16 protein-coding genes and 1 tRNA gene are annotated in these 26,473 nt (G+C 63.3%); 4 read left to right on the forward strand and 13 right to left on the reverse strand.

Going from position 1 to position 26,473, the window contains the following annotated elements; all coding sequences use genetic code 11:
* Positions 1-11 precede the first annotated feature (11 nt).
* The 4 genes from RWT78_RS16000 to RWT78_RS16015 are packed head-to-tail and all read left to right on the forward strand — an operon-like array spanning position 12 to position 13,978.
* On the forward strand, positions 12-10,784 hold the full coding sequence (locus tag RWT78_RS16000) for a non-ribosomal peptide synthetase (RefSeq protein ID WP_314676614.1): 10,773 nt from the start codon (positions 12-14) through the stop codon (positions 10,782-10,784).
* 40 nt (positions 10,785-10,824) lie between these two features.
* Positions 10,825-11,838: a Fe2+-enterobactin ABC transporter substrate-binding protein gene (locus tag RWT78_RS16005; protein WP_003942170.1), complete on the forward strand. Its 1,014-nt coding sequence runs from the start codon at positions 10,825-10,827 to the stop codon at positions 11,836-11,838.
* Complete coding sequence (gene entS, locus RWT78_RS16010) at positions 11,835-13,136, forward strand: enterobactin transporter EntS (RefSeq protein ID WP_007735127.1); 1,302 nt, start codon at positions 11,835-11,837, stop codon at positions 13,134-13,136. The genes RWT78_RS16005 and entS overlap by 4 nt, the downstream gene beginning before the upstream one ends.
* Positions 13,133-13,978, forward strand: coding sequence for a siderophore-interacting protein (locus tag RWT78_RS16015; RefSeq protein WP_020907492.1), 846 nt, complete (start codon positions 13,133-13,135; stop codon positions 13,976-13,978). The genes entS and RWT78_RS16015 overlap by 4 nt, the downstream gene beginning before the upstream one ends.
* On the opposite strand, the gene RWT78_RS16020 is transcribed toward RWT78_RS16015, so the two are convergent.
* From RWT78_RS16020 to RWT78_RS16080, 13 genes are all read right to left on the reverse strand, one after another.
* The gene (locus RWT78_RS16020) at positions 13,927-15,375 is read right to left on the reverse strand and encodes an MFS transporter (protein WP_314676598.1); all 1,449 of its coding nucleotides are present in this window, start codon (positions 15,373-15,375) and stop codon (positions 13,927-13,929) included. The two genes, RWT78_RS16015 and RWT78_RS16020, sit on opposite strands and share 52 nt — an antisense overlap.
* 929 nt (positions 15,376-16,304) lie before the next feature.
* Positions 16,305-16,375, reverse strand: a tRNA-Cys gene (locus tag RWT78_RS16025).
* Between the two features lie 104 nt (positions 16,376-16,479).
* Positions 16,480-17,106: a trans-aconitate 2-methyltransferase gene (locus RWT78_RS16030; RefSeq protein WP_003942244.1), complete on the reverse strand. Its 627-nt coding sequence runs from the start codon at positions 17,104-17,106 to the stop codon at positions 16,480-16,482.
* Between the two features lie 20 nt (positions 17,107-17,126).
* Positions 17,127-17,867, reverse strand: coding sequence for a hypothetical protein (locus RWT78_RS16035; RefSeq protein ID WP_314676601.1), 741 nt, complete (start codon positions 17,865-17,867; stop codon positions 17,127-17,129).
* Positions 17,864-18,448 carry an RNA polymerase sigma factor gene (locus RWT78_RS16040; protein WP_083057341.1) on the reverse strand — a complete coding sequence of 195 codons (585 nt, stop codon included), beginning with the start codon at positions 18,446-18,448 and terminating at the stop codon, positions 17,864-17,866. Before RWT78_RS16040 ends, RWT78_RS16035 begins: the two co-directional genes overlap by 4 nt.
* Before the next feature lie 30 nt (positions 18,449-18,478).
* Complete coding sequence (locus RWT78_RS16045) at positions 18,479-19,162, reverse strand: lysoplasmalogenase (protein ID WP_314676604.1); 684 nt, start codon at positions 19,160-19,162, stop codon at positions 18,479-18,481.
* Positions 19,163-19,166: 4 nt separating this feature from the next.
* A complete protein-coding gene (nuoN, locus tag RWT78_RS16050; protein ID WP_003942161.1) occupies positions 19,167-20,762 on the reverse strand; it encodes an NADH-quinone oxidoreductase subunit NuoN in 1,596 nt (531 codons plus the stop codon).
* Positions 20,759-22,363: an NADH-quinone oxidoreductase subunit M gene (locus RWT78_RS16055; RefSeq protein WP_042450689.1), complete on the reverse strand. Its 1,605-nt coding sequence runs from the start codon at positions 22,361-22,363 to the stop codon at positions 20,759-20,761. The genes nuoN and RWT78_RS16055 overlap by 4 nt, the downstream gene beginning before the upstream one ends.
* Positions 22,357-24,249 carry an NADH-quinone oxidoreductase subunit L gene (gene nuoL, locus RWT78_RS16060; RefSeq protein WP_314676605.1) on the reverse strand — a complete coding sequence of 631 codons (1,893 nt, stop codon included), beginning with the start codon at positions 24,247-24,249 and terminating at the stop codon, positions 22,357-22,359. Before nuoL ends, RWT78_RS16055 begins: the two co-directional genes overlap by 7 nt.
* Before the next feature lies 1 nt (position 24,250).
* A complete protein-coding gene (nuoK, locus tag RWT78_RS16065) occupies positions 24,251-24,550 on the reverse strand; it encodes an NADH-quinone oxidoreductase subunit NuoK (RefSeq protein WP_003942238.1) in 300 nt (99 codons plus the stop codon).
* Entirely contained in the window at positions 24,547-25,344 is a 798-nt protein-coding gene (locus tag RWT78_RS16070) for an NADH-quinone oxidoreductase subunit J (RefSeq protein WP_218748354.1), read from the reverse strand. Before RWT78_RS16070 ends, nuoK begins: the two co-directional genes overlap by 4 nt.
* Positions 25,341-25,928, reverse strand: a complete 588-nt coding sequence (nuoI, locus tag RWT78_RS16075) for an NADH-quinone oxidoreductase subunit NuoI (RefSeq protein WP_314676610.1) — start codon at positions 25,926-25,928, stop codon at positions 25,341-25,343. The genes RWT78_RS16070 and nuoI overlap by 4 nt, the downstream gene beginning before the upstream one ends.
* Positions 25,921-26,473: NADH-quinone oxidoreductase subunit H (locus RWT78_RS16080; protein WP_314676612.1), on the reverse strand; the 553-nt coding region annotated here is incomplete at its 5' end. The genes nuoI and RWT78_RS16080, both read right to left, overlap by 8 nt.

Below are 26,473 nucleotides of genomic sequence, written 5' to 3' on the forward strand. Positions count from 1 at the left end.
TGCGAGATCTGATCGACGACGCGCAGCCGAAGGTCGTGATCACCACTTCCACTCTGGCCGAGCAACTCGTCGGAGGTTCTCGGCCCGACCCCCTCGTCCTCGATTCCGACGCAGTCCGCGAAGAACTCCGTGCCAATTCCGAGCTTCCACTCGAACTCGGTGAACTGGCGACAGCACGGCATGGTGATCACCTGGCGTATGTCATCTACACCTCGGGATCGACAGGCAAGCCCAAGGGTGTGCTGGTCAGAGGCGGTGGATTGGCGCACCTGCTTCACCACCATCGCGCCACCATCTACCGGGACACCGCCGAGCGCGTCGGGAACCGCCAACTGCACACCGCGCACACAGCGTCGTTCGCCTTCGATGCGTCTCTCGATCAACTGTTGTGGCTGCTGTGTGGTCATCGGGTGCACGTATACGACGAGGAACTGCAGAAGGACGCGGTTGCTCTGGTCGCGGCGTTCGAGCGAGATTGCGTCGACGTGGTCGACACGACGCCGTCGATGGCGGCAGCGATGGTGGACAACGGGTTGCTGCGTACGCAGCGGTTGCAGCTCCTCGTCGTGGGTGGCGAGGCGGCACCGCCCGCACTGTGGGACGCGATCATCGAATCCGGTGTTCCGGCTCGAAACCTGTACGGCCCCACAGAAACGACGGTCGACGCGATCGCGACCACGGTCGAAGGTGCCGGACCGCGTATCGGGTACCCCCTCGCGGGTACCCGTGCGTACCTGCTCGACAGCGCGCTCGAGCCGGTCGCCGACGGTGAACGAGGTGAGCTCTACCTGGCCGGACCGCAATTGGCCAGGGGCTACCTCGGCCGCGCCGGCGCGACCTCCGAGCGTTTTGTCGCAGATCCTTTCGGGGCTCCGGGAGATCTGATGTACCGCGCCGGGGACGTGGCGCGGTGGGTGCCGGGGCGGGGCTACGACTTCATAGGTCGCAGCGACAAGCAGGTGAAGATTCGCGGACATCGAGTCGAGTTGAGCGAGGTCGAGGCTGTTCTCGGATCGGTACCCGGAATCGGCGCCGCTGCCGCGCTGATCCGTACGGATGGGGGACGGCCCAGCCTCGTCGGCTACGTTGTAGCCGCCGCCGGCGCGACGCTTCCGCCGCAGGAAGAATTGCGCCGTGACCTCGCCGGTCGCGTACCGGATCATCTCGTTCCCGCCGCAATCGTCGTTCTGGACGAACTGCCCGTCACGGTGAACGGAAAGCTCGATCGTGCGGCACTACCTGCCCCGGCTACCGAATCGGAAGGTCGCGCTGCATCCACACCACACGAGGAAATCCTCTGTGACGTGGTGGCCGAGGTGCTCGGCCGCGAACGCGTCGGCGTGGACGAGGATTTCTTCGGCCTCGGTGGTGACAGCATCACGGCAATCAGTGTCAGCAGTCGACTGCGGGTGCGTGGTCTGATCGTTGCTCCCAAAGAACTACTGGCACAGCGAGATCTGGGAACCATCGCCGCTGCGGCGCGTGAGATTGCCGATGACGCCGACGCCGTAGCCTCGGTTGCGGACGTGGCGACCGGCACCGTGATCGCCCCGCCGATCGTTCGAGCAATGATCGACAAGAATCCGACAGACGAGGCAATCGCGGGCTACGCGCAATGGACCGCAGTGCGCATCGACGACAGCCTTTCACTGGGTGACCTGCAGTCCGGCGTGCAGACGATCCTCGATCACCATGACGCTCTACGCCTGCTCCTGCGCCGTGACAACGACAGCGGCACTACCGAATTGATCGTCCGGGACGCCGGTGCAGTGCGCAGCGAGGGACTCGTTCGCGAGGTGTCCGACACCTCCGAGCTGTCCCGGATCAGAGAGCTCGCGGAGGCGTCGGCGGCGAGTCTCGACCCACGCGCCGGTGAACTCCTGCGAGTCGTACTGGTCAATACCGAGGCCGGTCGACCCGACCAATTGATCGTCGTGGCTCACCATTTGATCGTCGACGGTGTGTCCTGGCGAATTCTGCTTCCAGACCTCCACGAAGCTACCGATGCAGCGCGCGAGCGTAGGTCGGCCCGGTTGGCTGCAGGCGGAAGTTCGTGGCGTCGATACGCAGGGTTGCTCGCGGAATTCGGGGCCTCTGGCAGCAGGGCGTCAGAGCTCGAGTACTGGAAGTCCGCGTCGGTACAGGCGGACGACGAGCCGATCGGCAGTCGTCGTCTCGACCCGAAGATCGACGTGACCGCAACCGCCTCTCGCACGACAACCATTGCGCCCCCGGCCGTCACCGACGCGCTGTTGACCACGCTTCCGGCGGCGTATCGAGCCAAGGCCGACGAAGTGCTTCTCTCGGGTTTGATGCTTGCCTTGCGCTCATGGCAGCACGGCCGCGGCCTCATCGGGCTGCCCGCGCAGACAGTTACCGTCGAAGGTCATGGCCGCGACGCGCTCACCAGCGACACCGACTTCGCCGGAACCATCGGGTGGTTCACCAGTGAGTTCCCCGTCCGGGTTCCCACCGATGCACTGCTCACCGCAGACGATCTTGCCGACGCACTGAGCGGCGGAGCAGCTGCGGGGCATCTCCTTCGTGCGGTGAAGGAGGCAAAACGCGCCGTACCCGGAGGCGGAGTCGGCTATGGAGTTCTGCGGCATCTGGATCCCGACACCGCACCTGACCTTTCCGCGTGCGCTACACCCGAACTGCTGCTCAACTATCTGGGCCGCTTCCCGTCCTTGCCCGGAACCGGATGGCGATTGCCGGAGCAGGATCCATTCGCGGTCATCGAGCCGGCGACGAAGGTTATGTCGGAAGTGCTGGCGCTCAACGCATTTGTCCGAGAGGACGACTCGACGACGCTGGCGGTCGAATGGACTGCGGCGGGTTCAGTGCTCGACGGCGCGACGATCGTCGAGCTGCAAGAGCATTGGGAACGTGCGCTCGCTGCCCTGACCGCGCATGCCGCGCTCTTCGAGGGTGGTTTGACGCCGTCCGATTGCTCGGCGACGATCTTCGGCCAGGGCGCGGTGGTCGATCAGGCAGGGATCAACGAACTCGAAGCCGTCCACGGACCGCTTGCCGACGTCCTTCCGCTCTCGCCGCTACAAGAAGGTCTCCTGTTCCATGCGGTCCGTGACGGAGCCGCAGACGTCTACACGCTCACTGCACGCTTCGACCTCTCCGGGCCACTGGACGAGGCGAAGTTGGCCGACGCGTTCGAGACCGTGATCGACAGGCACCCGAACCTACGCGCCGCGTTCCACTACGAGCAGTTCGCACGGCCCGTTCAGATCATTCCGCGCGGCGCAAAAGTCGAGTGGCGTTCGGTCGATCTGACCTCCGTTCCAGCTGACACTGCATTCCGCTCTGCAGATCAGCTCGAGGACGAGGCCGCCAAGCATGTCTTCGACGTCAGTACACCGCCTCTGCTGCGTGCACTACTGGTTCGGCTGCCCGGCGGGGTGCACCGTTTGGTCCTCAACGCGCACCACCTGCTCACCGACGGTTGGTCGACTCCGATCGTCCTGCGCGAGCTGATGAACGTCTACCACGACGGCGACACGCACCTCCCTGCGCCGACGCCGTATCGCGACTACTTGGCATGGATCGCCGGCCGTGATCAGGACTCTGCCCGCGCAGCGTGGAGCGAGCGTTTGCGTGGGCTCACCGCGCCGACTCTCGTTGCCGACGCCGGAGCGCCGCGAAGTGTGCCCGTCGCGCTCGAGGTTCCTCTCGCGACATCGGACGCCGAAGCGCTGATCGAACTCGGCCGTGCGCGAGCGCTGACGGTCAACACCCTGGTTCAGGGTGCGTGGGCAGCAGCGCTCGCCGAAGCGACAGGACAGTGGGACGTCGTGTTCGGGGCCACGGTGTCCGGCCGACCTGCCGAACTCTCGGGGGTGGAGGGAATGGTCGGGTTGTTCAGCAACACGATTCCGGCCCGCCTCGACATCGTCGCGCACCGGCCTTTGCTCGATCAGTTCGTCGGTCTGCAGAACGCCCAATTCGACATCGTGGACGTCGAACACACCAGTTTGGCCGAGATCGAACGCATCGCCGGAATCGGGCAACTGTTCGACACGCTCCTGGTGTTCGAGAACTTCCCGAACTCCGGTGCAGGACAGCCTGCATCGCACACCCTGCGGGTTGAGGGATTCACCAACCGCGGAGTCACGCACTACCCGATGACGTTGATGGCGCCGCCGAGCACCGGTCTGGATCTGGTTCTGTACTACGATCCGGCAGTTGTCTCCGACGCCACGGCGGAGCGAATGGTCACACGGCTCGCGGAGATCCTGCGTGGGTTGCTGACCGAGCCGACAGCTCCCGCATCCGCGGTGCTCACGGTAGTCCGACAGGCAGCGTCCGTTGCCGATGCGGTGTCTGCCGCGAAAAATGTCGCTGTCACGAAAAAGGTGGCCGCGTCCGATCCTGCGATCGATGTCGATCCCGCGGTCGTGGATGCAGTGTGCGCCTGTGTCGCAACGGTGTTGGAGATTCCCGACGTCGATCCGGGCGACAATTTCTTCACTCTCGGCGGTCACTCGCTCACTGCGATGCGGTTGGTGGGAAGCCTGCGCAAGCTGGGAATTCGCGTCGTCGTCTCGGATGTCTTCGACACCCCGACCCCCCTCGGTCTTGCCGTGGCCGCACGCGTCGATCGGACGAAGTTCTCGCCGGATTCGGTCGTTGGCGTCGATCGACCCGTCGTGACCGTGGCGACGTTCCGCGCCCCGGCGGTGGCGGGAAATCCTGATCACGAGCGGTACTGGGTTCGCACGCTCGCGGACCTGCCCCTCGAAACGGACCTTCCGTATGACCGCCCGCGCGGCGAAGAGTACCGCCCGCACACCTACCTCCGTCAGCTACGCGATGCCCGGTTCGGTGACGAACCAGGATTCGACGCGGTGCTGTTGGCCGCCGTGGCGGCGACGCTGAACAGCTTCGGCGGTGGTCGGGACCTTGCGGTCGGACTGGTCTCGGAAGGGACTGACACCCTGATTCGGGTCGACCTGTCCGGTCGGCCTAGAATTGCCGATGTCGTTCGGCGAGTCGAAAACGCTGTCTCCGAGGCACTTGCGCATTCCGATGTCAGCCTCGACCGAATCGCCGATCTACTCGGGCGTCCGACGAGCAGCCTGTTCGCTGCCCGTGTCGGTCACTCGCCCGGAAAGAGCGTCGACCTCGAATTCGTCCGAACCGCAACAGAACTTCGATTGACGGTTGATGCCGGGCTGTTCGACGCCGCGACTGCGGACGCATTGCTCGACGGTGTGATCGCGGTCCTCGGTCACGAAATCAGCACTGTCGTCGCGGATCTGCGACTGGCGGAAAACAAGCCGGATCGCGACCCGGGCCGACGCGCGACGCCGCCGTCGGGGATCTCGCAGTTGTTCGCTCGACACGTCAGCCGCCACCCCGACGACATCGCGGTGATCTCCGGCGAGGTCGGAATTACCTACGGGGAACTGTCGGCGCGCGTCGACGAGCTGGCCCGCGAACTTCTCGCGGTCGGCGCCGGACCCGAGAAGGTAGTCGCCGTCGCGCTGGATCGAAATGCGGATCTGGTGGCCGGACTGCTCGCGGTACTGCGCATCGGCGCTGCGTACCTGCCACTCGACGTCGATTACCCGACTGAGCGGCTCGAGTTCATGATCGAGGACGCGGCTCCGGTGTGTGTCCTGACCAGTATCGACAGCGCCGGGCAACTTCCGTTGACGGTCGCCACGAGTGTCTTCGTGGACGGTGAGTTCACCAACTCGGGTGTCGTGCTTCCTCCGCCGCCCGCGGCGGGTGATCACCTCGCCTACATGATCCACACCTCCGGTTCGACGGGTCGCCCCAAGGGCGTGATGGTCTCGACGGGCAACCTCGCAGCCTTCGCGGACACGGTACTCGAGGATTGCTGGATCAGGCCGGGCGATCGCATCGTCGCGGTGACAACGGTGTCGTTCGACATCGCGGCACTCGAGTTGCTGTGCCCGCTCGCGGCGGGCGCGACTGTCGTGATCGCAGACCGCAGGACGGTTCGCGACCCGGATGCGTTGTCGGCGTTGATCATCGCAAGCGATGCGACAGTGATGCAGGCAACGCCGGCGCTGTGGCGAGTGGTCACCGAACACGAGAACGCAGTCGGACTCGCCATGGTGCGAGCCCTGGTGGGAGGGGAAGCCCTCCCGCAGGATCTGGCCGACGATCTGGTGGCCAACGCTGCTTCGGTCCGGAATGTCTATGGACCCACCGAGGCCACGGTGTGGGCGACATCTTCGGTCATCACGACCGGCGACCGAGTCACGATCGGTCAGCCCTGGACCGATGTGCACGTGCGAATCCTCGACGACGACCTGCGTGAGGTTCCGGAAGGCGTTGCGGGCGAGCTGTATCTGGGCGGTGCGCAGGTGGTCCGCGGATACCTGAACCGCCCCGATCTGACCGTCGCTCGGTTCGTCGCCGATCCTTCTCTGCCGGGGGCACGCCTCTACCGCACCGGCGATCTGGTCCGACGCCGGCGAGGGGTTTTGCACTTCCTTCGTCGTGCTGACGATCAGGTGAAGGTTCGTGGTTTCCGCATCGAGCTCGGCGAGGTCGAAGGCGCGCTCGGATCGGTGGCAGGTGTGTTCCGCGCGGCAGCCACCGTTCGCGTCGATGCGGCGGGTACCGGAAGTCTGCACGGATATGTGGTTCCCGAAGGTGCAACCACGCTCGATTCGGTACTGGTGCGCAAGGAGATTGCGCGGCTCCTACCCGAACACATGGTGCCGCAGACCATCACGGTGCTCGAGGCACTACCACTCACCCTCAACGGGAAGGTGGACCGGAAGGCATTGCCCGACACCGCGCCGGATCGTGTGCCGAGCCCACTCGTAGCCGTCGATGCGGATCGTCGGGCACGGCTCGAGTCGCTGAGCCCGGGCTGGCAGGACGTGCTGCCACTCGGTCCCTTGCAGGAAGGCATGTACTTCCAGTCGGTTCTCGACGGCGCCGGCGGCACGGATGTCTATCACATGCAGCCGCGATTCGAGTTCTCCGCCGATGCCGCCGTCGACGTTCGCTCACTCCGAGCAGCGGGGGATGCGCTCTTGCGGCGCTATCCGAACCTGCGGGCCGGCTTCACACACGCCGGTTTCGACGCTCCGGTGCAGTTCGTGCCCAGGGCAGCCGAAATGCCTTTCCGCGAAATCGATCTGAGCGCAGTCGCACCCGAGGACTTGGATATCGAGGTCCGCGCCGTCGACGAGGCTGAATTCGGCAGGCTGTTCGACTTGAGTGCGCCGCCACTCATTCGAATGGTGTTGGTCTGGTTGCCAGGTGGGGGAGCGCACCTCGTCTTCACTCAGCACCACCTGCTCACCGACGGTTGGTCGCAGACCTTGATGTACGCGGAGTTGTTTGCGCTCTACGAGTTTGCTCGCACACACGGCACGGACCCGGTTGGACTCGACGGCGCGCTCGACAAGCCTGCGGACTTCCGTGATCACCTGCGATGGATCGCCGAAGCGGATCGCACGGACGCCATCTCGTCCTGGAAGGACTACCTCGCGGATCTCGAGCAACCCACACTCGTGGGTGGTACGGGATCAGGCGGACGCGCTCCGTTGCCGGTGTTCACCCGGGTTCAGCTCGAACAGAAGATCACCGAGCACGTACGCGAGTTGGCCAGACGTAGCGGAGTGACGCTGTCCACCGTCGTCTCTGCGGCGTGGGGTCTGGCATTGCGCGCCGTGACGGGCCGTGACGACGTGGTCTTCGGATCGACGGTTTCGGGACGTTCACCCGAGGTCGAGGGCGCCGACCGCATGGTGGGATTGGCGCTCAACACCATTCCCGTGCGTGTCCGGGTCCGGCCCGGCGAGGAGATCTCGGCGTTGCTCGGACGCCTGTTCCGTGAACAAGGTTCGCTGCTGGGGCATCACCAGCTCGGGCTCGGCGACGTGCAGCGAAGCGCTGGGTTCGCAACACTGTTCGACACGCTCTACGTCTTCCGCAACACGCCTCGTGACGAACAGGCACGTCGAGACACGTTCGGGCGCAGTGGAATCGTCGGGTTCGACGCAGTGGACGGCACCCACTATGCGCTCACGCTCGACGTGGATCCGGGTGTCGGGGACGCGGCGATGGCGCTCACACTCGAAAACCGTCCTGACCTGATTCCGCACGACGTGGCTCAGGACATCCTGTCCCGCACCATCACGATTCTCGAAGTGATGGCGAATTCCGATACCGCCACGGTGGCGGACACGGCGGTTCCGCTTTCGCGCACCCCCGCGGAATTCGCTTCGGAGCACGTCGTGATGCCACGGCCGGACCAGACCGGCGGTAGCGTGGACGCACTACTGCGCGAAAGGGCAGCGGCAACTCCGGACGAGACGGCGCTGGTCTTCGGAGACGTCACACTGAGCGCAGCCGAGATGAACTCTCGGGTGGACAGACTGGCACGGATACTCGCTTCGGCGCTGGGGCAGTCGGTACCAGGCGGGGGACCGACCCGTGTTGTCGCGCTCGCGCTTCCGCGTACTGCCGATCACGTCGTCGCAATCTTCGCCGTCATGAGAACCGGAGCGGCCTACCTTCCCTTGGATCTGGCTCACCCGCCGGCACGCCTGCGCGAACTCATCCTCGACAGCGATGCGGCGCTGGTAGTCACCACGACTCAGACGCGTGACCTCGTTGTTCCCGATGGACAGCCATGTCTGGTCCTCGACGACCCGGACGTGGCCGGGGTACTCGACGGGCAGTCTTCGGCACCAGTTGTCGACGAGGCCGCGGTCTGCGGGCCGACCTCACCGGACCAGCCTGCCTACGTCATCTACACCTCGGGCAGTACCGGAAAACCCAAGGGCGTCGTGGTGGGTCACCGCGGGTTGACGACGATGTATCACAATCACAAGGCCGAGATATTCACTCCGACCGAAAACAGTGTGGGTGGCCGACGTCTGCGCATCGCGCATACAGTCTCGTTCTCGTTCGACATGTCGTGGGAGGAACTGTTCTGGTTGCTCGCGGGGCACGAAGTTCACGTGATCGACGAGCAGGCGCGACTGGACCCCGCGTCTCTGGTGAAGCATTACCGCGAAGTCGGTATCGACGTCGTGAATGTAACCCCCTCGTATGCACGGGAACTGATGGCCGCCGGTCTCCTCGACGGTGAGCGGACGCCGGTGTTGGTGATGCTCGGCGGAGAAGCTGTACCTGCCGAGTTGTGGTCGCGATTGCGCGATCAGGACGGTGTCGACGGGTACGACCTTTACGGGCCGACGGAGTTCACGATCAACGCGATGGGATCCCCGGTTCAGGGGAGCGAGACACCCTGCCTGGGTCGTCCGATTCTGAACGCGTCTGCGCGGGTACTCGATTCGGGTCTGCGGGAGGTACCGATCGGAGCGGCGGGCGAGCTGTACATGTCCGGAGACGGAACGGCGATGGGTTACCTTCACCGGACCGCGTTGACCTCCGCTGTGTTCGTTGCTGACCCCTACTCCGTCGGCAAGCGCATGTACCGCACGGGCGATGTCGTACTGCGTCGTCGCGACGGTGAACTCGAATACCTGGGTCGCGCGGACCATCAGGTCAAGATCCGAGGCATTCGGATCGAATTGGGTGAAGTGGAATCCGCGTTGGCGTCGTTGCCGGGAGTGTTGCGAGCGGCAGCGTCCGTCCGTAGCGAAGGCGGTGCGCCGCCGAGACTGGTCGGCTACGTCATCGAAGAACCCGGTGCCGATTCAACCGATCTGCGAGCTGCGTTGCGGGAACGCGTACCGGCACACCTGGTTCCGTCGGACATCGTCGTCGTGGACTCGATCCTGCTGACGCCCAACGGAAAACTGGACCGCGGTGCGTTGCCGGCACCCCCCGCCCGAGCAGCGGCCCGAGCACCGCGAACCGAGATGGAAAGGCAACTGTGCCAGGTCTTTGCGCGGGTACTCGGCGTCGAGGCAGTCGATCCCGAAGAGAGTTTCTTCGATCTCGGCGGCGACTCGCTTCGAGCCATGCGACTGGTGGGGGAGATGGAGCACGACCTGTCGGTGAGCGTCGGTGTGGGAACGCTGATGGCCCGTCCGACAGTTGCAGAACTTGCAGTACACCTTGACGAGTCGGCGTCCGAAATCGATCTGAGTCGTGATCGCCTCCTGACACTGCGAGCCGAAGGCAGCGGAGAACCACTGTTCTGCGTGCATCCGGCCGGTGGATTCGCTTGGCCCTTTGCGCCTTTGACCGGTGTTCTCGAGGCCGACCGTCCACTGTTCGGCCTGCAACTGCCCACAGTTGCCGGGGAGCCACTCGAACCGACGAACGTGGACCAACTGGCAGCGATGTACGTCGACACGATTCGCGGCGTGCAACCGAGCGGGCCGTACCACCTGCTCGGCTACTCGTTCGGTGGCAACGTCGTTGCCGCGATGGCTGCTCAGCTGGTCGATATCGGCGAGACGGTGGAGTTCGCCGGTCTGATCGATACTCATCCACTGGGAGATCGTGACGATCACGGTCGCGACGATGCCGACGACCGAGATCTGGCGGCCGCCCTGCCACCCGAGATCCTCACTCAGGCAACGGGACTGGTCGACGCTGTTCGGGCGGGTTTTGATGCCACTCGTTTGCTCGTGGCCAGCTCGACCGACACAACCTACGACGGACCGGTTACTCTGATCACCGCCGACGCCGAGGCGTCCGGACAGCTGCTGGCCGATCGCTGGCGCAGAGTCCGCGGGGACCGGGACATGGCAGTACACCATCTGCCGTACGACCACGCCGGATTGGTGACCCCAGCCGGGTGGGCGGCGATTGCCCCGCTGCTCGACAGCCATTTGTCGAAACGCACGGCCACATAGTTCGAAAACCACACAGTTGAAACACAATGGGAGCTCAATGATGAAGTCCACACCGCCCCTCGCGATACGGAGTTGGCGACGATTCGTCGCCATCGCAGGGTTGCTGATCGTCGCACTCGTGGCGATGATCGGTTGCAGTAGCGATTCGAACGACGAACCGACCAAGGCTGCAGAGCCCACGACCCGCGTGATCGAAACCGAAAAGGGCTCGGTCACCGTGCCCGCGTCGGCGGAGCGCATCGTGGTTCTGAGCGGCGGTCTCGCCGGATACCTGTACGCCCTGGACGCACCGGTGGTTGCCACCGATACCCGCGTCCTCGGTGTCACGAACCTCGACGGTGGATTCCCGCCGGCTTGGGCGGACGCCGCAAAGGCGCAGGGCACCAAGGAATTGCCGGCCGGCGAGCAGCTCAACATCGAAGCCGTCGCGGCGGCTGAGCCCGACCTGATCATCGGCGGTGGCCAGGGAATCACCTCGGTTCAGTCCGAGGAACTCTACGATCAGCTCACTGCTATCGCACCCACCGTCTTGGTCCCCAAGACGGTCGCCGCGTGGGACAAGCAGCTCGAAATCGTCGCCGACGCGGCGGGCCGTTCCGACCAGGTTCCGGCACTGATGAGCGCATACGAGGACAAGGTCAAAGAGGTCAAGGGCAAGATCAAGGTTCCCGAGGGCAACGTCGTCTACTTCCTCTCGGTCTCGAGCAACAAGCCGTACCTCGTTCCGCCGACGGCCGCGCTGCCCGCGATGCTCGCCGAGCTCGGTTTCAAGGCCGACGACGTCATGGCCAAGGCCGGCAACCCGCAGCTCTTCGGCTCGGGTGACTCGTTCGAGGTCAGCCCGGAACTGCTCTCGCAGGTCGCCGATGCTCCTGTCGCCTTTGTGATTCCGGTGTCCGGTCGCCCGATGGCCGAACTTGCCACCGATCCGCTTTACTCGCAGTTGCCGTCCTTCAAGGCAGGCACGACGTTCGAGCTCCCCGCCAGCAGCTACCGTCCTGACTACGACGGCGCAATGGCTACCCTCGACCTGATCGGCCAGACCTTCGCATGACTCGATTCGGTGGGCTGGTGATCGATGTTTCACCCTTGCGGACCAGCCGTCCCTTCAGGTACGCCTTTTCCGCGCGATTGATCTCGCTGCTCGGGATCGGACTGCTCGTCGTAGCCGTCCCCGCGCAGACGTACCAGCTCACCGGCTCGACCTTGCAGGTTGCCGGAGTGTCCACGGCGATGGCCATCGCCATGTTCTTCGGCAGCCTGTTCGGCGGCGTGCTCGCTGACCGTTACGATCGGCGACGCACCATCCAGTTGGCCCGCAGTGCTGCGGGTCTCGGCTTTGTCATTCTCGGGTGCAACGCGCTCTTGCCACACCCGTCGATGTGGGTCATCTACGTCGCGGCAGCTGTCGACGGCTTGGCCGGCGGTGTCAGCAGCTCGGCCTTGATGGCTTTGATGCCGACGTTGTTGCCGCGCAACAAGATGGCTGCGGCCGGCGCTTTGGTAGCGCTGACCACCGACATCGGGACGATGATCTCGCCGGCAATCGCCGGCGTGATCATCGCCTCCGGCGGCATTCCCGCGACATACTTTGTTGCTGCGGTGGCCACCGCAGCAACTGTCACGTTGTTCCAAGCCATCGGCCCTTCTCCTGCACCGGGCACGAATCACGAAAGCCCGATGCGCGCGCTGGTGACCGGCGTGAAATTCGCCGGCACGCACACAGTCATTCGCGGCATCCTGATCAGCGGTCTGTTGGTCATGTTCGTCAGCGGGCCGATGGTGTTGCTGCCTGCCTTCGTCGACCAGGTTCTCGGCGGCGGACCCACCATGCTCGGTCTGCTCTACGGCGCCCCCGCTGTCGGCGCTGTGGTCGGTTCCCTCACCAGCGGTTGGACCGGACGAGTCCACCGCAACGGCGCCGCGATGTTGATCTCTGTTGCGCTGATGCCTCTCGGCCTGGTGGTACTGGGTGCGTCGGGAGCAGCGATTGTCGCGTTCCTGGGCCTGGCCGGATTCGGCCTCGGCCGCGCACTCAACGACATTCTGAGATTTGCAGTCCTTCAACAGAACACGCCGGACGAATTGCGCGGACGCGTGTCCAGTCTGTGGATGGTGCAAGCCGTCACGGGTACGGCGATCGGTTCGATGGCAGCCGGGTTCCTCGGGCAGTGGCTCGAGCCTGGCGCCGCGCTACTGGTCTTGGGGCTCGCCGGTGTGACACTGGGCCTGGTGCTCCTGGCAGCATTGGGTTCGGTGCGCCGGGTAACTTCGGAGATCAACGAAGTCGATCTCTCCGAAAACACTGTGCCGGTGGGGAATGCTCCGCCGGAAAAGGAAGGTAGTTCATGAACCGAGGAGACCACCTCGCGACCATCGCCGAAGTTCTGGCGGGAACCACCGGCGCAAAAGTGCCGTACCCCATCGGCATTCGCGAACTCGAAGTTGTTCGCAGCGAAATGGTCGGGACCGGACTGTTGCGTCTGACCTTGGGTGGACCGGAGTTGGCGGGCTTCGAATCGCACGCTCCCGACGAGCATGTTCGCCTGGTCTACCCGGATGCAGACGGAACTTTACGTCTACCCGAACGCGACGGATTCAGCCTGAAGTGGCCTCGTCCATTGCCGATCTCGCGTGAGTACACCGTCCGTCGATACGACGCCGAGGCGGGGGAGCTGGACCTCGACTTCGCGCTCCACGATGGTGGGTACGCCTCTGATTGGGCTCAGGCGGCCACCGTCGGTACTCGGGTGCACGTGGCAGGTCCGCCCGGTGGCGTCGTGGTTCCGTGGACGTACGACCGCTATCTGCTGGCCGGTGACATCACCGCCCTTCCTGCCATTGCTCGTTGGCTCGAGATGATGCCCGCTGCTGCCGCCGGGTGGGTGTTCGTCGAGATCACCGACCCTTCACAGGAAATCGAACTCACTGTTCCGGAAGGCGTCGAGGTGCGATGGCTGCACCGCGGTGACGTCCCAGCCGGTCACTCGGATCTGCTCGAGCAGGCAGTACGGACGGTCACCGTGCCCGAGGGCGAGCGTGTCTACGCCTGGATCTCCGGTGAGGCCACCAGTCTCAAGCCGATTCGCAGATTCGTGCGCGACGAACTCGGCCTGAGTTCGGGCGACCACCTGATCACGGGCTACTGGAAGCGCGGAGTCGCAGACTTCGACGAGGACGACGACGACCACTGAACATCGGTTGATGCCGGTTTCGGCATCGTCACCGCGACAACGAGTCCGACAATCGCAACGATTGCCGCCACTCCGAAAGCTGTGGCGAATGCCGAGTGCTGGGGAAGGCCGCCGGATGAAGTCGCGCTCGCGATGATCCCGGCGGCAATTTGGGTTCCCACAGCAGAACCCAGCGATCTGGCGATCGTGACTATTGCCGTCGTGACACCTACGCGGTCTGCCGGTGCGCTGTCGGCGGAGATGACGAACACTGCCGTCGACGCGGCGGCAACGCCGGTACCCGCAAGGATCAGCACCACAACGATCTGCCACATCGTTGTTGCAAAGACCCCGACGGCGCCGCTCAGGCCGAGGAAGGCAACTCCCGCTACCGCAATGGCTTTCGTGCCGACCCGTTGTGCGAGCTTTCCGGAGATCACCGACGCGATGACCGCTGCGCCGTAGCCGACGCACAGCAGGAAGCCGATGGCGCTGGTCGACGCACCGCGGCCGAATCCGCTCTCTGCCGGCACGGCGAGTTGTTGCGGAAGTAGATAGACAACAGCGCCGTAGGTGAACCCGAAAACCACGCCGACGACCACGGCGCTCCACATCGAACGATGCCGCATCATCGTCAGGTCGACCATCGGCTCGGTTGTCCGGCTCTGATACCTGGCCCAGATCGTGAACACGGCAGCGGAAGCGAGAAGCAGCAGCATCGACGTCGGTGCGCCCCACCCGTTGCTCGATGCGCTCGCCAGCCACGCCGTCAGCGTCAACAATCCCAGAGCCAATCCGCCCGCTCCCGGCCAATCGAGTCGGCCGCCGACGTTCGACATGTGATCTCGTGGTGTGCTCACGGCAAAAGCAATTGCGCCGAGCAAAACGAACGCGGTCGGAACTGCATACATCGCGGTGCGTGAGACGTTTTCCGCGACGGGCCCGGCCAATACGACTCCCAGAGCGCCGCCGGCCACTACAACAGCCCCGAGCAAACCCGTGGCCGTCTTCAGTCGGTCCGAGGACAAAGTGCGTCGTAGGACCACGAAGCTCACGGGAAGCAACCCGAGCCCGAATCCCTGGAGAAACTGGCCGAGGACGAACAGCGGGAAGATCGTTGCGAGAGCGGACACGCTGCCGCCCAGGACAACGATTGTCGTGATCGCGAGCAAGGTGGGGCGGGCGCCGTACACGTCGGCTATTCGCCCGGCCATCGGCGTGACGAGGACAGTGCTCAACGTCAGAGCGACGGATGCGAGCGCTCCGACGTCGGCCGTCACTCCGAAGTCTCTCTGTATCAGGGGGAGTGCGGGGACGATGATGCTTTCGAGCGCGGCCACGGCAGCGATCAGCAGGGTCAGGCTTGCGATAGTTGCTACCGGTCGCGGCTGATTGCCGGAGACGCTCTCTGTGGTCATCGTGCTCTCTTTCGATCGGGGAGTGAGGAGCTTATGGACGCGACGAAACGCCGCCCCTCCAAGAGCCCGGAAGGGTTGTGGCACTGGATATATCGGGCTGTGAAGTAGACCGTCTCTTTATTTCGTTACGCGTACCGTTATTGTTGAGAAATGTAATCGGATTCAGCGCACAAAGCAAGAGTCGGATGGGGTGGAAATGGTGCCATGTATCGCCAGATCGCAACGGGCAGACTTTTGCTGCTACCGTCGGTCGGTGTCAGGTGATGTGACGATGGGGCTCATTTCTCGATGAGCATGACGCTGGTCACCAAAATGCTTCTCCGAGCAGGGAGTTCATCTGCCGGACACATCCAAGGTCCCCGTTTGAATGCCGGGTTTGTTAGCTTTCTGCCTGTGACGCGACGTCACGGAAAGTTCACGAATCACGGAGGATCATCATGGGTTCTATTTCAACGATCATCGGAATCTTCGAGCTCTACAAGCTTCTCGAGCCGCTGCTGAGCTCGCTGAGCTGATTCAGGTGTGATTTCGCTGTCGAGCCGGGGCGCCGAGGGACTCGGCTCGACAGCGGATCTCGAGGATCCGGCGCGATCAGGACCCGTGGAACGGATGTCGGCACCGGCAGAATTCCATCGCTCCGGTGTAGTGGTCCATCACCAGGATTTCTGCACACCGAGCGGGCTGCGGAGCGAACCTGAGGCAGCGCTCGATCCACCCACGCTCCAGCGAAGGGGCGGGGTGCGCGCAGTTCCCGCATCGGCCGGGACGTTCGGCGACACGTACGGAACCGTGGTGCTCCGGGGGCATGCCAAACATCTTGGTGGTGCGATGTTTCCAGGGCAATGGTTCGGCTCGAGCGGAAGCTATGTCACGAAAGCCCGGCGGCGATACCGTGGTTGCTCCGTAACGTAAGGCGGAATCTCAATGGGAGCGGATGGCAGGAGTCGAACCTGCGTGGACGGTTTTGCAGACCGCTGCCTTGCCGCTCGGCCACACCCGCATTGATCCAATTATGTTCGTAGTGAACAACAGTCGCCACCATTGTGATCAGGGTGAGTTGATCGCCGTGTGACGGATCGCAGGGACTGCGGGGGAAGTGCCGGGTCAGGCGCGGGAGAACACCGCGACCAGGAATTCGGAATCCTCCTTGAACGGGCGAAGATCCCACGTGGAGAGCAGCAGATCAGCCTCGAGGCCACTCGCGGTCGCGTCGGCGAGAAACTCGGGGAACTCGTAGCCACGGCCGGCACCGAATCCGATGACCACTCGGCCGCTCGGAGCGAGATGACGAGCAAATCCTGACAATACTGCTTGCCTGGTGGACGGCGCGAGAAACGCCACCACGTTGCCTGCCGACACGATGACGTCGAAATCTGCCTCGACACCGCGGGCCGGCAGATCGAGTTCGGCGAGATCGCCGACAAGCCACGTCGGTCCGGGGTGGTCTTCTTCTGCGGCAGCGATGAGAACCGGGTCGACATCGACTCCGACAACCACATGCCCGACGTCGTGCAGATAACCGCCGAGTCGGCCAGGCCCGCACCCTGCATCGAGAACCCGGCCACCGCGTCCGAGCATCGCGTCGATCAAACGTGCTTCCCCGACAATGTCCTTGCCGTCCGCTCTCATGGAACGGAAACGCTCGACATATCGTGTGGAATGCGTCGAGTCGGCTGCAGTGATCTCTTCCCACTGGCTGGGGATGCGCTCGTTCGGGGCGTGTGCAGTCATCTTTCGAGGGTACCGACAGCTCACCGGGTGCCGACGACCGTCCCGTCTGCGGCATATCCGACGAGGGTTGGACGAGGGGACGTGAGCGACAGGGGAATCCATCCGTAGAAGCGGTCTTCGGCAAGAATTGTCGGATAGATCTGGCCGTCTGCGGTGTGAAGTTCGGCTCGGACAGCACCTCCCGCTCCTGCGTCGTAGGTCGCCTCGTGTGGACCGGCAACCATGATCCCGGCTCCGCCTCCTAGTGCGAATGGTGACGCTTCCTCCGGGTACATATCGGGATCTGCAGCAGGAAAGCAACTGTCTCCAAGGTGGCTGAAATCGGAGGGTGCTCGCTGATCGAGATCTTCGGCGGCCTCGAAAACCGGGGCGACGCATCTCCAGCCATTGGCGCCGTGGGCGACAAAGACGCTGAACAAGGTTCCGTCAGGTCCGGGAATGGACCCGACCCGCTCGGCGGTGGACGGATCTATTCCGCCGTTGGTTCCCGGCATCGTCTGCCAACCCGAGTACATGTCGGTGAACGCTTTCGGCATCATCCCCGTGGCAGCGGCGCAGCCCACCACCACTGCTGCGCAGATCGCCGCGACGAGAACGATGGCACCGACGCGACGGCGTGGAGCTTTGGTTGCCCCAATGTTGTTTTCGGTAGCCATGATTCGGGTGCGTGCGGCATCTTGGACGTTCTCGGGCCAGAGTTCGGCGGAAACCGTATCGCTCGGCCGCAGCTTCTCGAGCGTGGTCAGCAGATCTTTGGTCATGGGGTACTCCCGTGTTCGGCGGCAGCGCAAGGTCGGGCGGTGTTCATCGGGATTACGGTGACGGATTCTGAAGTCAACCCGGCGCGCAATCGACGCCGAGCGCGAAAGAGACGAACATGCATGGCCGGAACCGAACACCCAGCGACCCGCGCGGCTTCGGTGGCGGTCAACCCGTCCCAGGCAGTTAGGAACAGGGCTTCACGTTCGGTGACGGTGAGTGTTGCCAGTGCTTCGAGCAGTTCCGTGCGTTCGGTGACAGTGACGTCGGCGCCCGGCGTCGATGCCGCAATCTGCTCGATGCGTCCCATCTTCTCGGTGAGCGCGTCAAGGCGCCGAACGCTGCGACGGTTGTTGTTCACGGTGTTTCGAGCCACCACCAACAGCCACGGCAGTGCCTGCTCGGGCACTTCGTCCAAGCGTCGCCAGGCAACGAGGAACGTCTCGGAGACAACCTCCTGCGCGCTGTGATGATCAACGTGGCGACAGGTATACGCGAACACCCGACCGGCGTAGGCGTCCCACAGGGCGGTGAACCGCTCTTCGCCGCTCGGCGGCGGCTGTTCCTCGGATTTCGGGGTCATATGAAGAGATGTCCGGCTGGTTGCTGATCCTTACAGCCTCTGAGCTAATGGACGGTTTGGCGTGTTACTCCGGCCGAGAACTCCCACTGTCAGAAGCAACAGAGCGAGGATGTACAGCGTCATGATCCAGATGCCCGCAGCGGCGGGCTGCCACTTGTTCGCCTGTCCGAGCAGGATGAGGGCGTCAGAGGTGAGGAACAGCGCGCCGCCGATACCGGTGATCGAGTTGTACGTCAGTGCGGTTGATGCGGTTCCCACCAGGATTGCGGCGTACACGGGGACGGCAATTCGAAGTTCAGGTTCGAGACCGGTCCAGGTGTACGACACAAGAGCGATCCCAGCGACGGTGTAAGCGCACAGAAACCATGGCCGCCTTCGTATCTCCCGAAGTGCGCCGTGTGAGAGAAAGAATCGGATGAAGCAGAGGTGACCGATCGCGAAGGCTGCCATCCCGATGACAAACGTGGAGTCCCAGATCAGGAACAAATCTCCGAAAGCACAGGCAATAAGCGCAGCAGCAACAATTCGAGGTCCGCGTCGGGCGACAACCCATGCAGCCAGAATCGGAGCGAGCATGACCTTGGTGATCCCGTCCCAGGGCGCAGCATCAGCGGCATTGAGGATCAGATGGACAATCGCTACCGCTGAAAACCCGACGAACCATGGCGACCGGATGGTGCTCGGCAGTCCGGGGTCGAGGTCAGATTCACGCATCGGCTCAGTGTAGGAAGTCCGCTGCACGCTCGGCGAGGTCGAGCGCCGGCTGGGGGAGTATGCCGAGGATGAGCGTGACACCGGCGCCGAGGCCGATCACACTGCTGGTCAGTGCACTCGGTACCACGACGGTCGGAGCGTCTGCGGCCGATTCGGTGAAGAACATCAACACGATCACTCGCACGTAGAAGTACGCGGCGATCGCGCTGCACAGGACGCCGACGATCACGAGAGGTGCGGCCCCGCCCTCGGCTGCTGCGCTGAACACCGCGAACTTTCCGATGAACCCACTGGTCAACGGGATCCCGGCGAAAGCCAACAGGAACAGTGCAAACACAACTCCGACCAGCGGTGAGCGCCGGCCCAATCCGGCCCAGCGCGAGAGCGTCGCGACCTCACCGTCTGCGTCCCGAACCAGACTCACGACGGCGAACGCGCCCACGGTGCTGAATCCGTAGGCTAGAAGGTAGAACATCGCCGAGGCCAGGCCGGCATCCGAATCCGCAACCACAGCGGTCAGAATGAATCCGGTGTGCGCGATGGCCGAATACGCGAGCATCCGCTTCATATCGGTTTGCGTCACAGCGACGATCGATCCGACAACCATCGTGAGAATCGCGACCGCCCACATCAGTGGACGCCAGTTCACGTACTCGTTGGGCAGAGCCACATAGAAGACACGAAGGATGGCACCGAATGCGGCGATCTTGGTCGCGGTAGCCATGAAACTGGTGATCGGCGTCGGCGCCCCTTGATAGACGTCGGGAATCCACGAATGGAACGGCACGGCACCGACTTTGAACAGTAATCCCACGGCCACGAGTGCTGTCCCGAGCCACAGGAAGGCATCGGTACCCGACCCGCTGCGTGCTGCGTCGGCGATACCGGAGAGCGTGACCGTCCCGGCATAGCCGTACAGCAACGCGATTCCGAAAACGAAGAACGCCGACGAAAATGCCCCGAGCAGAAAGTACTTGAGCGCAGCTTCCTGGGAGAGCAGGCGACGTCGGCGTGCCAGACCACACAGGAGATACAGAGGCAGTGAGAACACCTCGAGCGCAACGAACATCGTCAGCAGATCGTTGGACGCGGGAAAAAGGAGCATGCCGCCGACAGCGAAGAGGGTGAGCGGAAAGACCTCGGTCTGGGCGATACCCACCTTCACTGCTTCTTGCTCCGCAACACTTCCGGGGACGCTCGACGCTTGAGGGGTGAAACCGCCGAGCGCGTCGTGTTGCGCGATCACCTCGGCGGTGTTGCCCGAGCCTCGCTCGGCGATCAGCAGTACTGCGGGGATCGACACGAGAAGGATCGTGGCCTGCAGGAAAAGGGTCGGACCGTCGACCGCTACAGAACCCATCATCGCCGTCGACCGCGTGCCGGCGAGCAGAAGCACTGCCACGAATGCGGCCGCCAAGCCTGCGACACCGAGGACGAGTTGCACGGGGTATCGAAAACGCCGGGGTGCAAATGCCTCGATGAGTACGCCCACAACCGCAACACCGAACACGATCAACATTGGCGAGAGCAAGCTGTATTCGACACTGGGTGACGCCGTGCCGGCTGAGCCGAGGATGGTCACGTCGTTGAAGGAACTCATTTGTGGGCACCTCCTTCGTGGTCGGCGACGAGCGGGGTCGGAGCCTCGTCGACGACCGTATGGCTCACTGCAGGAGTGATGACGTCCAAGGCAGGCTTGGGGTAGATGCCGAGAAGCAACAAGAGTGCGATCAGAGGGGCGACCACCACGAGTTCGCGTCGAGCGAGGTCGCGGATCGTTCCCTGCTCTTCCTTCACAGGTCCGCCCATCATGCGCTGGTAGAGCCAGAGTATGTAGATCGCGGACAGGACAAGCGCGGCAGTCGCCGCGATAGCGGCCACGTGGTATCGCGAGTACGTTCCGATCAGCACCAGGAACTCACTGACGAACGGCGCGAGACCCGGCAGCGACAGCGTTGCCAGCCCCGCAACGAGGAATGTGCCGGCAAGTACGGGTGCAACTTTCTGGACGCCGCCGTACGCCGCGATCGATCGAGTACCTCGCTGCGAGACGAGGAATCCCGCAATCAAGAACAGAGCCGCAGTGGAGACTCCGTGATTGACCATGTACAGCGCGGAACCCGCCTGGCTCTGGCTGGTCATCGCGAAGATTCCGAGAATGATGAAGCCGAAGTGCGAAATCGACGTGTAGGCGATCAGTCTCATGACGTCTGTTTGCGCGATCGCCAGTATTGCGCCGTAGACGATCCCGATAACGGCGAGCGTGATGATCCACGGTGCAAAGGTCGACGACGACTCCGGGAACAGTTGCAGGCAGTAGCGAATCATCGCGAACGTGCCCACCTTGTCCACGACCGCCATCATCAACACTGCTGTCGACGGAGTCGATTCCACCGCGGAGTCCGGCAACCAACTGTGCAGCGGCCAGAGCGGTGCTTTCACCGCGAACGCGAACATGAATCCGAGGAACAAGGCGTTGAGCACCCCGGGTCCAACACCGAGTTCACCGCTGTTTGCCGCTGAGGCGATCGCCCGGAAGTCGAAAGTGCCGCTGGCGAAGGGGCTCTCGTCGCGCGTGGTGACCACATACAGGCCGATGACTGCAGCGAGCATGACCAGGCCTCCGAGGAGGTTGTAGAGCAGAAACTTCACGGCTGCGCGAGATCTGCCCACTCCGCCGAACCCGCCGATGAGGAAATACATCGGTATCAGCATTGCCTCGAAGAAAATGTAGAACAAGAGAATGTCCAAGGCGCTGAACGAAATCATCACCATGGACTCGACAACAAGGATCAGCGCGAAATAGGTGTGCGGCATTCTCTTGGGTGATGCCGGGTCTGCCGGGACGTCGTTCCAGCCCGCGATCAGTAGTAATGGCACCAGCACTGCGGTGAGAAGAACCAGAACGAGTGCGATCCCGTCGAGTCCGAGTGTGTAGCTGGTGCCGAAAGCCGGTATCCAGCTGTGGCTTTCGACAAATTGAAATTGTTCGCCGCCGCGGTCGAACGCAACTCCGAGAACGGCGGCGACCACCAGGACTGCCACGGACACAGCCAATGCGAGAGACTTCGCAAATTGGTACGACCGTGCCGGCAGAGCGAGGACAACACCCGCTCCGATGAGCGGAAGCAACCAGAGCACCGTCAGCGCGGGGAAGCCGGTATTGGTCACAGAGTCGCTCACCGCCGCTTCGATCACCACAGTGTCACCGCCATCATTGTCGCGACCACGAGTGTTGCTCCGACAAACATCACCAGCGCGTACGAGCGAACAAACCCGGTCTGTAGCTTCCGCGTGAGCGCGGACAGCCCGGTGACGACCACCGCAAAGCTGCCCACGACGCCGCCTATTCCCTTGGTGTCGAACACTTCCAACGACTTGGTGAGTTGTTGTCCAGGCTTCATGAACACCGTCTCGTTGAAGGCGTCACCGTACAGATCGCGGCGAGCCGCACCGGTCAACGGTGAAACCGGAGTCGGTGCCACAAGTGGAATCTCCCGGGTGGCGTACTCGCGATACGCAATCGCGACGCCGGCGGCAACTGCGAGCAGCGCCAGCGCGGTGATCGACCATGCGGGTATCGGCGGTTCGACGTGATGTGAGCCGACGACCGGTTCGAGCCAGTTCTGCAAGCTGGACCCGATGGTCAGGAGCATCCCGGCGCCGACGGACCCCACCGCCAGGATGATCATCGGAGACGTCATCACCGCCGGAGATTCGTGAGGTTTCTGGTTCTCCCAGCGGGCCTTCCCGAAGAAGGTCATCAGCATCACGCGGCTCATGTAGAAGGCAGTGAGGGCCGCACCCAACAGGGTGACGATGCCCAGCACAACACCCTTGACGCCACCCTCGCCGATCGCAACCTCGATGATCTTGTCCTTGGAGAAGAACCCGGCAAACGGCGGAACACCGATGATGGCAAGGTATCCGAGCCCGAACGTGACAAAAGTCAGTGGCATGAACGCTCGAAGTCCGCCGTAGCGCCGCATGTCGGTTTCGTCGTTCATCGCGTGCATCACCGAACCCGCGCCGAGGACCAGGCCTGCCTTGAAGAATCCGTGGGTGATCAGATGAAGGATTGCGAAGGCGTATCCAGCTGGTCCGAGGCCCGCCGCCAGGACCATGTATCCGATCTGACTCATGGTCGACGCGGCGAGCGCTTTCTTGATGTCGTCTTTCGCGCAGCCGATGATCGCACCGAACAGCAGCGTCACGGCACCGACGATGACAACCACGAGTTGAGCGTCGGGCGCGAGATCGAAGATCGGATTGGAGCGCACGATCAGGTAGACGCCGGCCGTGACCATCGTGGCCGCGTGAATCAGAGCCGAAACGGGGGTGGGGCCCTCCATCGCGTCGCCGAGCCAAGACTGCAGTGGCACCTGCGCGGACTTCGCGCATGCAGCGAGGAGGAGCATCAGGCCGATCGCCGTCAGGACACCTTCGCTTGCGCCGGACGCGTCGGCGAAGACGTTGCTGAACGAGAGCGAGCCGAACGTGCTGAACATCAACATCATCGCGATCATCAATCCGATGTCGCCCACCCGATTGACGACAAAAGCCTTCTTGGCAGCGGTCGCCGCCGACGGCTTGTGCTGCCAGAAGCCGATCAGCAGGTACGACGCCAAACCGACGCCTTCCCAGCCGACGTAGAGCCCGAGGAAGTTGTCGGCGAGCACGAGGAGCAGCATCGCAGCGAGGAAGAGATTGAGGTAGGCGAAGACCTTACGACGCTCGGGGTCGTGCGCCATGTAGCCGACCGAGTAGATGTGGATCAGCGAACCTACACCGGTGATGAGCAGGACGAAACACATCGACAGTTGATCAAGCTGCAGTCCGAACTCGACCTGAAGACTGTCGACCGGGACCCAACTGAACAGGTGCTCGGTGACGGTGCGGTCGGCGGTGTCGCGGCCGAGCATGGCGATGAAAAACACCACTGCGACGGCAAACGACGCGAGTGCCATGACGCAGGCGAACAGGTGGCCCCACGCGTTCGTGCGACGACCCGCCAGCAACAGGACAGCGGCGCCGCACAGGGGCAGGGCGGGGAGCAACCAGATGGCGGACGTGATTCCTCCTGACATGTCAGTACTTCAGCAGGTCTGCGTCGTCGACGGATACAGAACGCCGAGATCGGAAGATGATCATGATGATTGCCAAGCCGACGACTACTTCGGCCGCAGCTACCACCATCGTGAAGAAGGCGAAGATCTGGCCGTCCAGATTGCCGTGCATGCGCGCGAAGGTCACGAATGCCAGGTTCGCGGCGTTGAGCATCAATTCGATACACATGAACACCACGATGGCGTTGCGTCGCAGGAGGACTCCCGCAGCCCCGATGGTGAACAACAGGACCGACAGATACAGGTAATTCTCGGGATTCATCGCGCAGACTCCTCACCGGTACTCGGATCCGGGGAACGCGGAGTGAGCGCGCTGCTGACAGAGAGCGTCGAGAACGTTCCGTCGGGCAACAGTGCCGGCATGTCCACTGCGTTGTGACGTGCGTACACGCCGGGACTGGGGAGGGGAGTGGCCGAGCCCTTGTCGGGATTACTCTCATCGCTGCCCAGGTACGCGAATCGTTGCTGCGAGAGTTCGCGTTGGCTGAGCGTGGATCCGATCTTCTCCCGATGCGCGAGCATCATTGCGCCAAGTGTCGCCGTGATCAGCAGTGCGCCAGTCAGTTCGAAGGCCCAGACGTAGCGGATGAAGATGAGATCGGCGAGAGCGTCGATGTTGCCCTGGTCGAGTCCGGTGAATCCGGTGAACCCCGAGATCGACGCATTTCCGAGGCCGCCGATAAGGAGTAGCCCGAATCCGACGCCGATCACGATCGCGCTGACGCGTTGTCCCCGTAGCGTTTCGACCAAGGAGTCCGAAGAATCCACGCCGACCAGCATCAGGACGAACAGGAACAACATCATCACTGCGCCGGTATAGACGACGACCTGGACGACACCCAGGAACAGTGCGCCCTGCACGATGTAGAAGACGGCCAGGATGATCATCGTCATTGCAAGGAAGAGCGCAGAGTAGACGGCCTTGGGGGCGGCGACCACGCCCAAAGCGCTGATCACCGCAAGGGTTCCGAGGATCCAGAACTGCACCGCCTCGCCGGTGGAGGTCGATGTCATCGTTCCCTCCGCCAGGATCGTGGTCGTGACCGCCGCGATCATTTCTCGGTCTCCGGGTTCGGCTCTTGCTCGGGTGCTGGCTGTTCGGGTGCTGCTTGTGCGGGTACTGCCTGTTCGGGAGCTGCTGTGATGTCGCCGCGGTAGTAGTCGTCCTGAGTTGTGCCGGGACGCAGCGCGTGTGGTGGCGCTGCCATGTCGGGTTTCAGGGGCGCGAGAAGGCGGTCCTTCTCGTAGATCAACCCGACTCGGTTGTCGTCGGTCATCTCGTACTCGTTGGTCATGGTGAGAGCCCGAGTGGGGCAAGCCTCGACGCAGAGGCCACAGCCGATGCACCGCAGGTAGTTGATCTGATACACCCGCCCGTAACGCTCGCCGGGGGAGAACCGTTCTTCTTCGGTGTTGTCAGCACCCTCGACATAGATCGCGTCGGCGGGGCAGGCCCAGGCACACAGTTCGCACCCGATGCACTTCTCGAGTCCGTCCGCATACCGGTTGAGTTGATGGCGACCGTGGTATCCGGGCGCGGTGGGGCGCTTCTCCTCCGGATAGAACTCGGTCTCGGGCTTCTTGAACATTGTCGAGAGCGTCACTCCGAAACCCGCGATAGGTCCGAGGAAATCAGGCATGGGAGTCCTCCGATGTGTCGGAAACATCTGTCCGCCGCGGCGGTGGCACCTTCTGACCCGGTAGTTTTCGGGTCGGCAGCGTTTGACCAGGTAGGGGTGGAACCGGGAAGCCGCCCGACATCGCATCGAAAGGCATGTTCCCCGCAGCGGTGACCGACGCGGCGGTTCGGCGTCGGCTGCGGTAAGTCCCGGCCAACACGATCAGGAGCGCAGCTCCGAGAACCAGTGCGACGCAAAGAAGTACGACCCAGGTGTTGTAACCCTCGTTGCGGAAGGCCCGAACAGTCGCGATCACCATCACCCACACCAAGGCAGCGGGGATGAGAATCTTCCATCCGAGATTCATGAACTGGTCGTAGCGCAACCGCGGAAGGGTACTGCGCAGCCAGATGAAGACGAAGAGGAAGCCCCACACCTTGGCGACAAACCACAGCACGGGCCACCAACCGGAATTGGCGCCGTCCCACAGGTTGAACGGGAACGGTGCGTGCCACCCGCCCAGGAACAGTGTCGTGGCCAGAGCGGACACCGTCACCATGTTCACG

Source organism: uncultured Rhodococcus sp. (assembly GCF_963525155.1).
Lineage (GTDB): Bacteria > Actinomycetota > Actinomycetes > Mycobacteriales > Mycobacteriaceae > Rhodococcus_F > Rhodococcus_F qingshengii.

Bases quoted from the DNA above. Each gene is read 5' to 3' on its own strand.
- nuoI (WP_314676610.1), bottom strand. From the start codon at position 25,928: ATGCCTGATTTCCTCGGACCTATCGCGGGTTTCGGAGTGACGCTCTCG.
- nuoK (WP_003942238.1), bottom strand. From the start codon at position 24,550: ATGAATCCCGAGAATTACCTGTATCTGTCGGTCCTGTTGTTCACCATC.
- RWT78_RS16035 (WP_314676601.1), bottom strand. From the start codon at position 17,867: ATGACCAAAGATCTGCTGACCACGCTCGAGAAGCTGCGGCCGAGCGAT.
- nuoN (WP_003942161.1), bottom strand. From the start codon at position 20,762: ATGAGTTCCTTCAACGACGTGACCATCCTCGGCTCAGCCGGCACGGCG.
- entS (WP_007735127.1), top strand. From the start codon at position 11,835: ATGACTCGATTCGGTGGGCTGGTGATCGATGTTTCACCCTTGCGGACC.
- RWT78_RS16015 (WP_020907492.1), top strand. From the start codon at position 13,133: ATGAACCGAGGAGACCACCTCGCGACCATCGCCGAAGTTCTGGCGGGA.
- RWT78_RS16020 (WP_314676598.1), bottom strand. From the start codon at position 15,375: ATGACCACAGAGAGCGTCTCCGGCAATCAGCCGCGACCGGTAGCAACT.
- nuoL (WP_314676605.1), bottom strand. From the start codon at position 24,249: ATGTCAGGAGGAATCACGTCCGCCATCTGGTTGCTCCCCGCCCTGCCC.
- RWT78_RS16005 (WP_003942170.1), top strand. From the start codon at position 10,825: ATGAAGTCCACACCGCCCCTCGCGATACGGAGTTGGCGACGATTCGTC.
- RWT78_RS16030 (WP_003942244.1), bottom strand. From the start codon at position 17,106: ATGACTGCACACGCCCCGAACGAGCGCATCCCCAGCCAGTGGGAAGAG.
- RWT78_RS16070 (WP_218748354.1), bottom strand. From the start codon at position 25,344: ATGATCGCGGCGGTCACGACCACGATCCTGGCGGAGGGAACGATGACA.
- RWT78_RS16045 (WP_314676604.1), bottom strand. From the start codon at position 19,162: ATGCGTGAATCTGACCTCGACCCCGGACTGCCGAGCACCATCCGGTCG.
- RWT78_RS16040 (WP_083057341.1), bottom strand. From the start codon at position 18,448: ATGACCCCGAAATCCGAGGAACAGCCGCCGCCGAGCGGCGAAGAGCGG.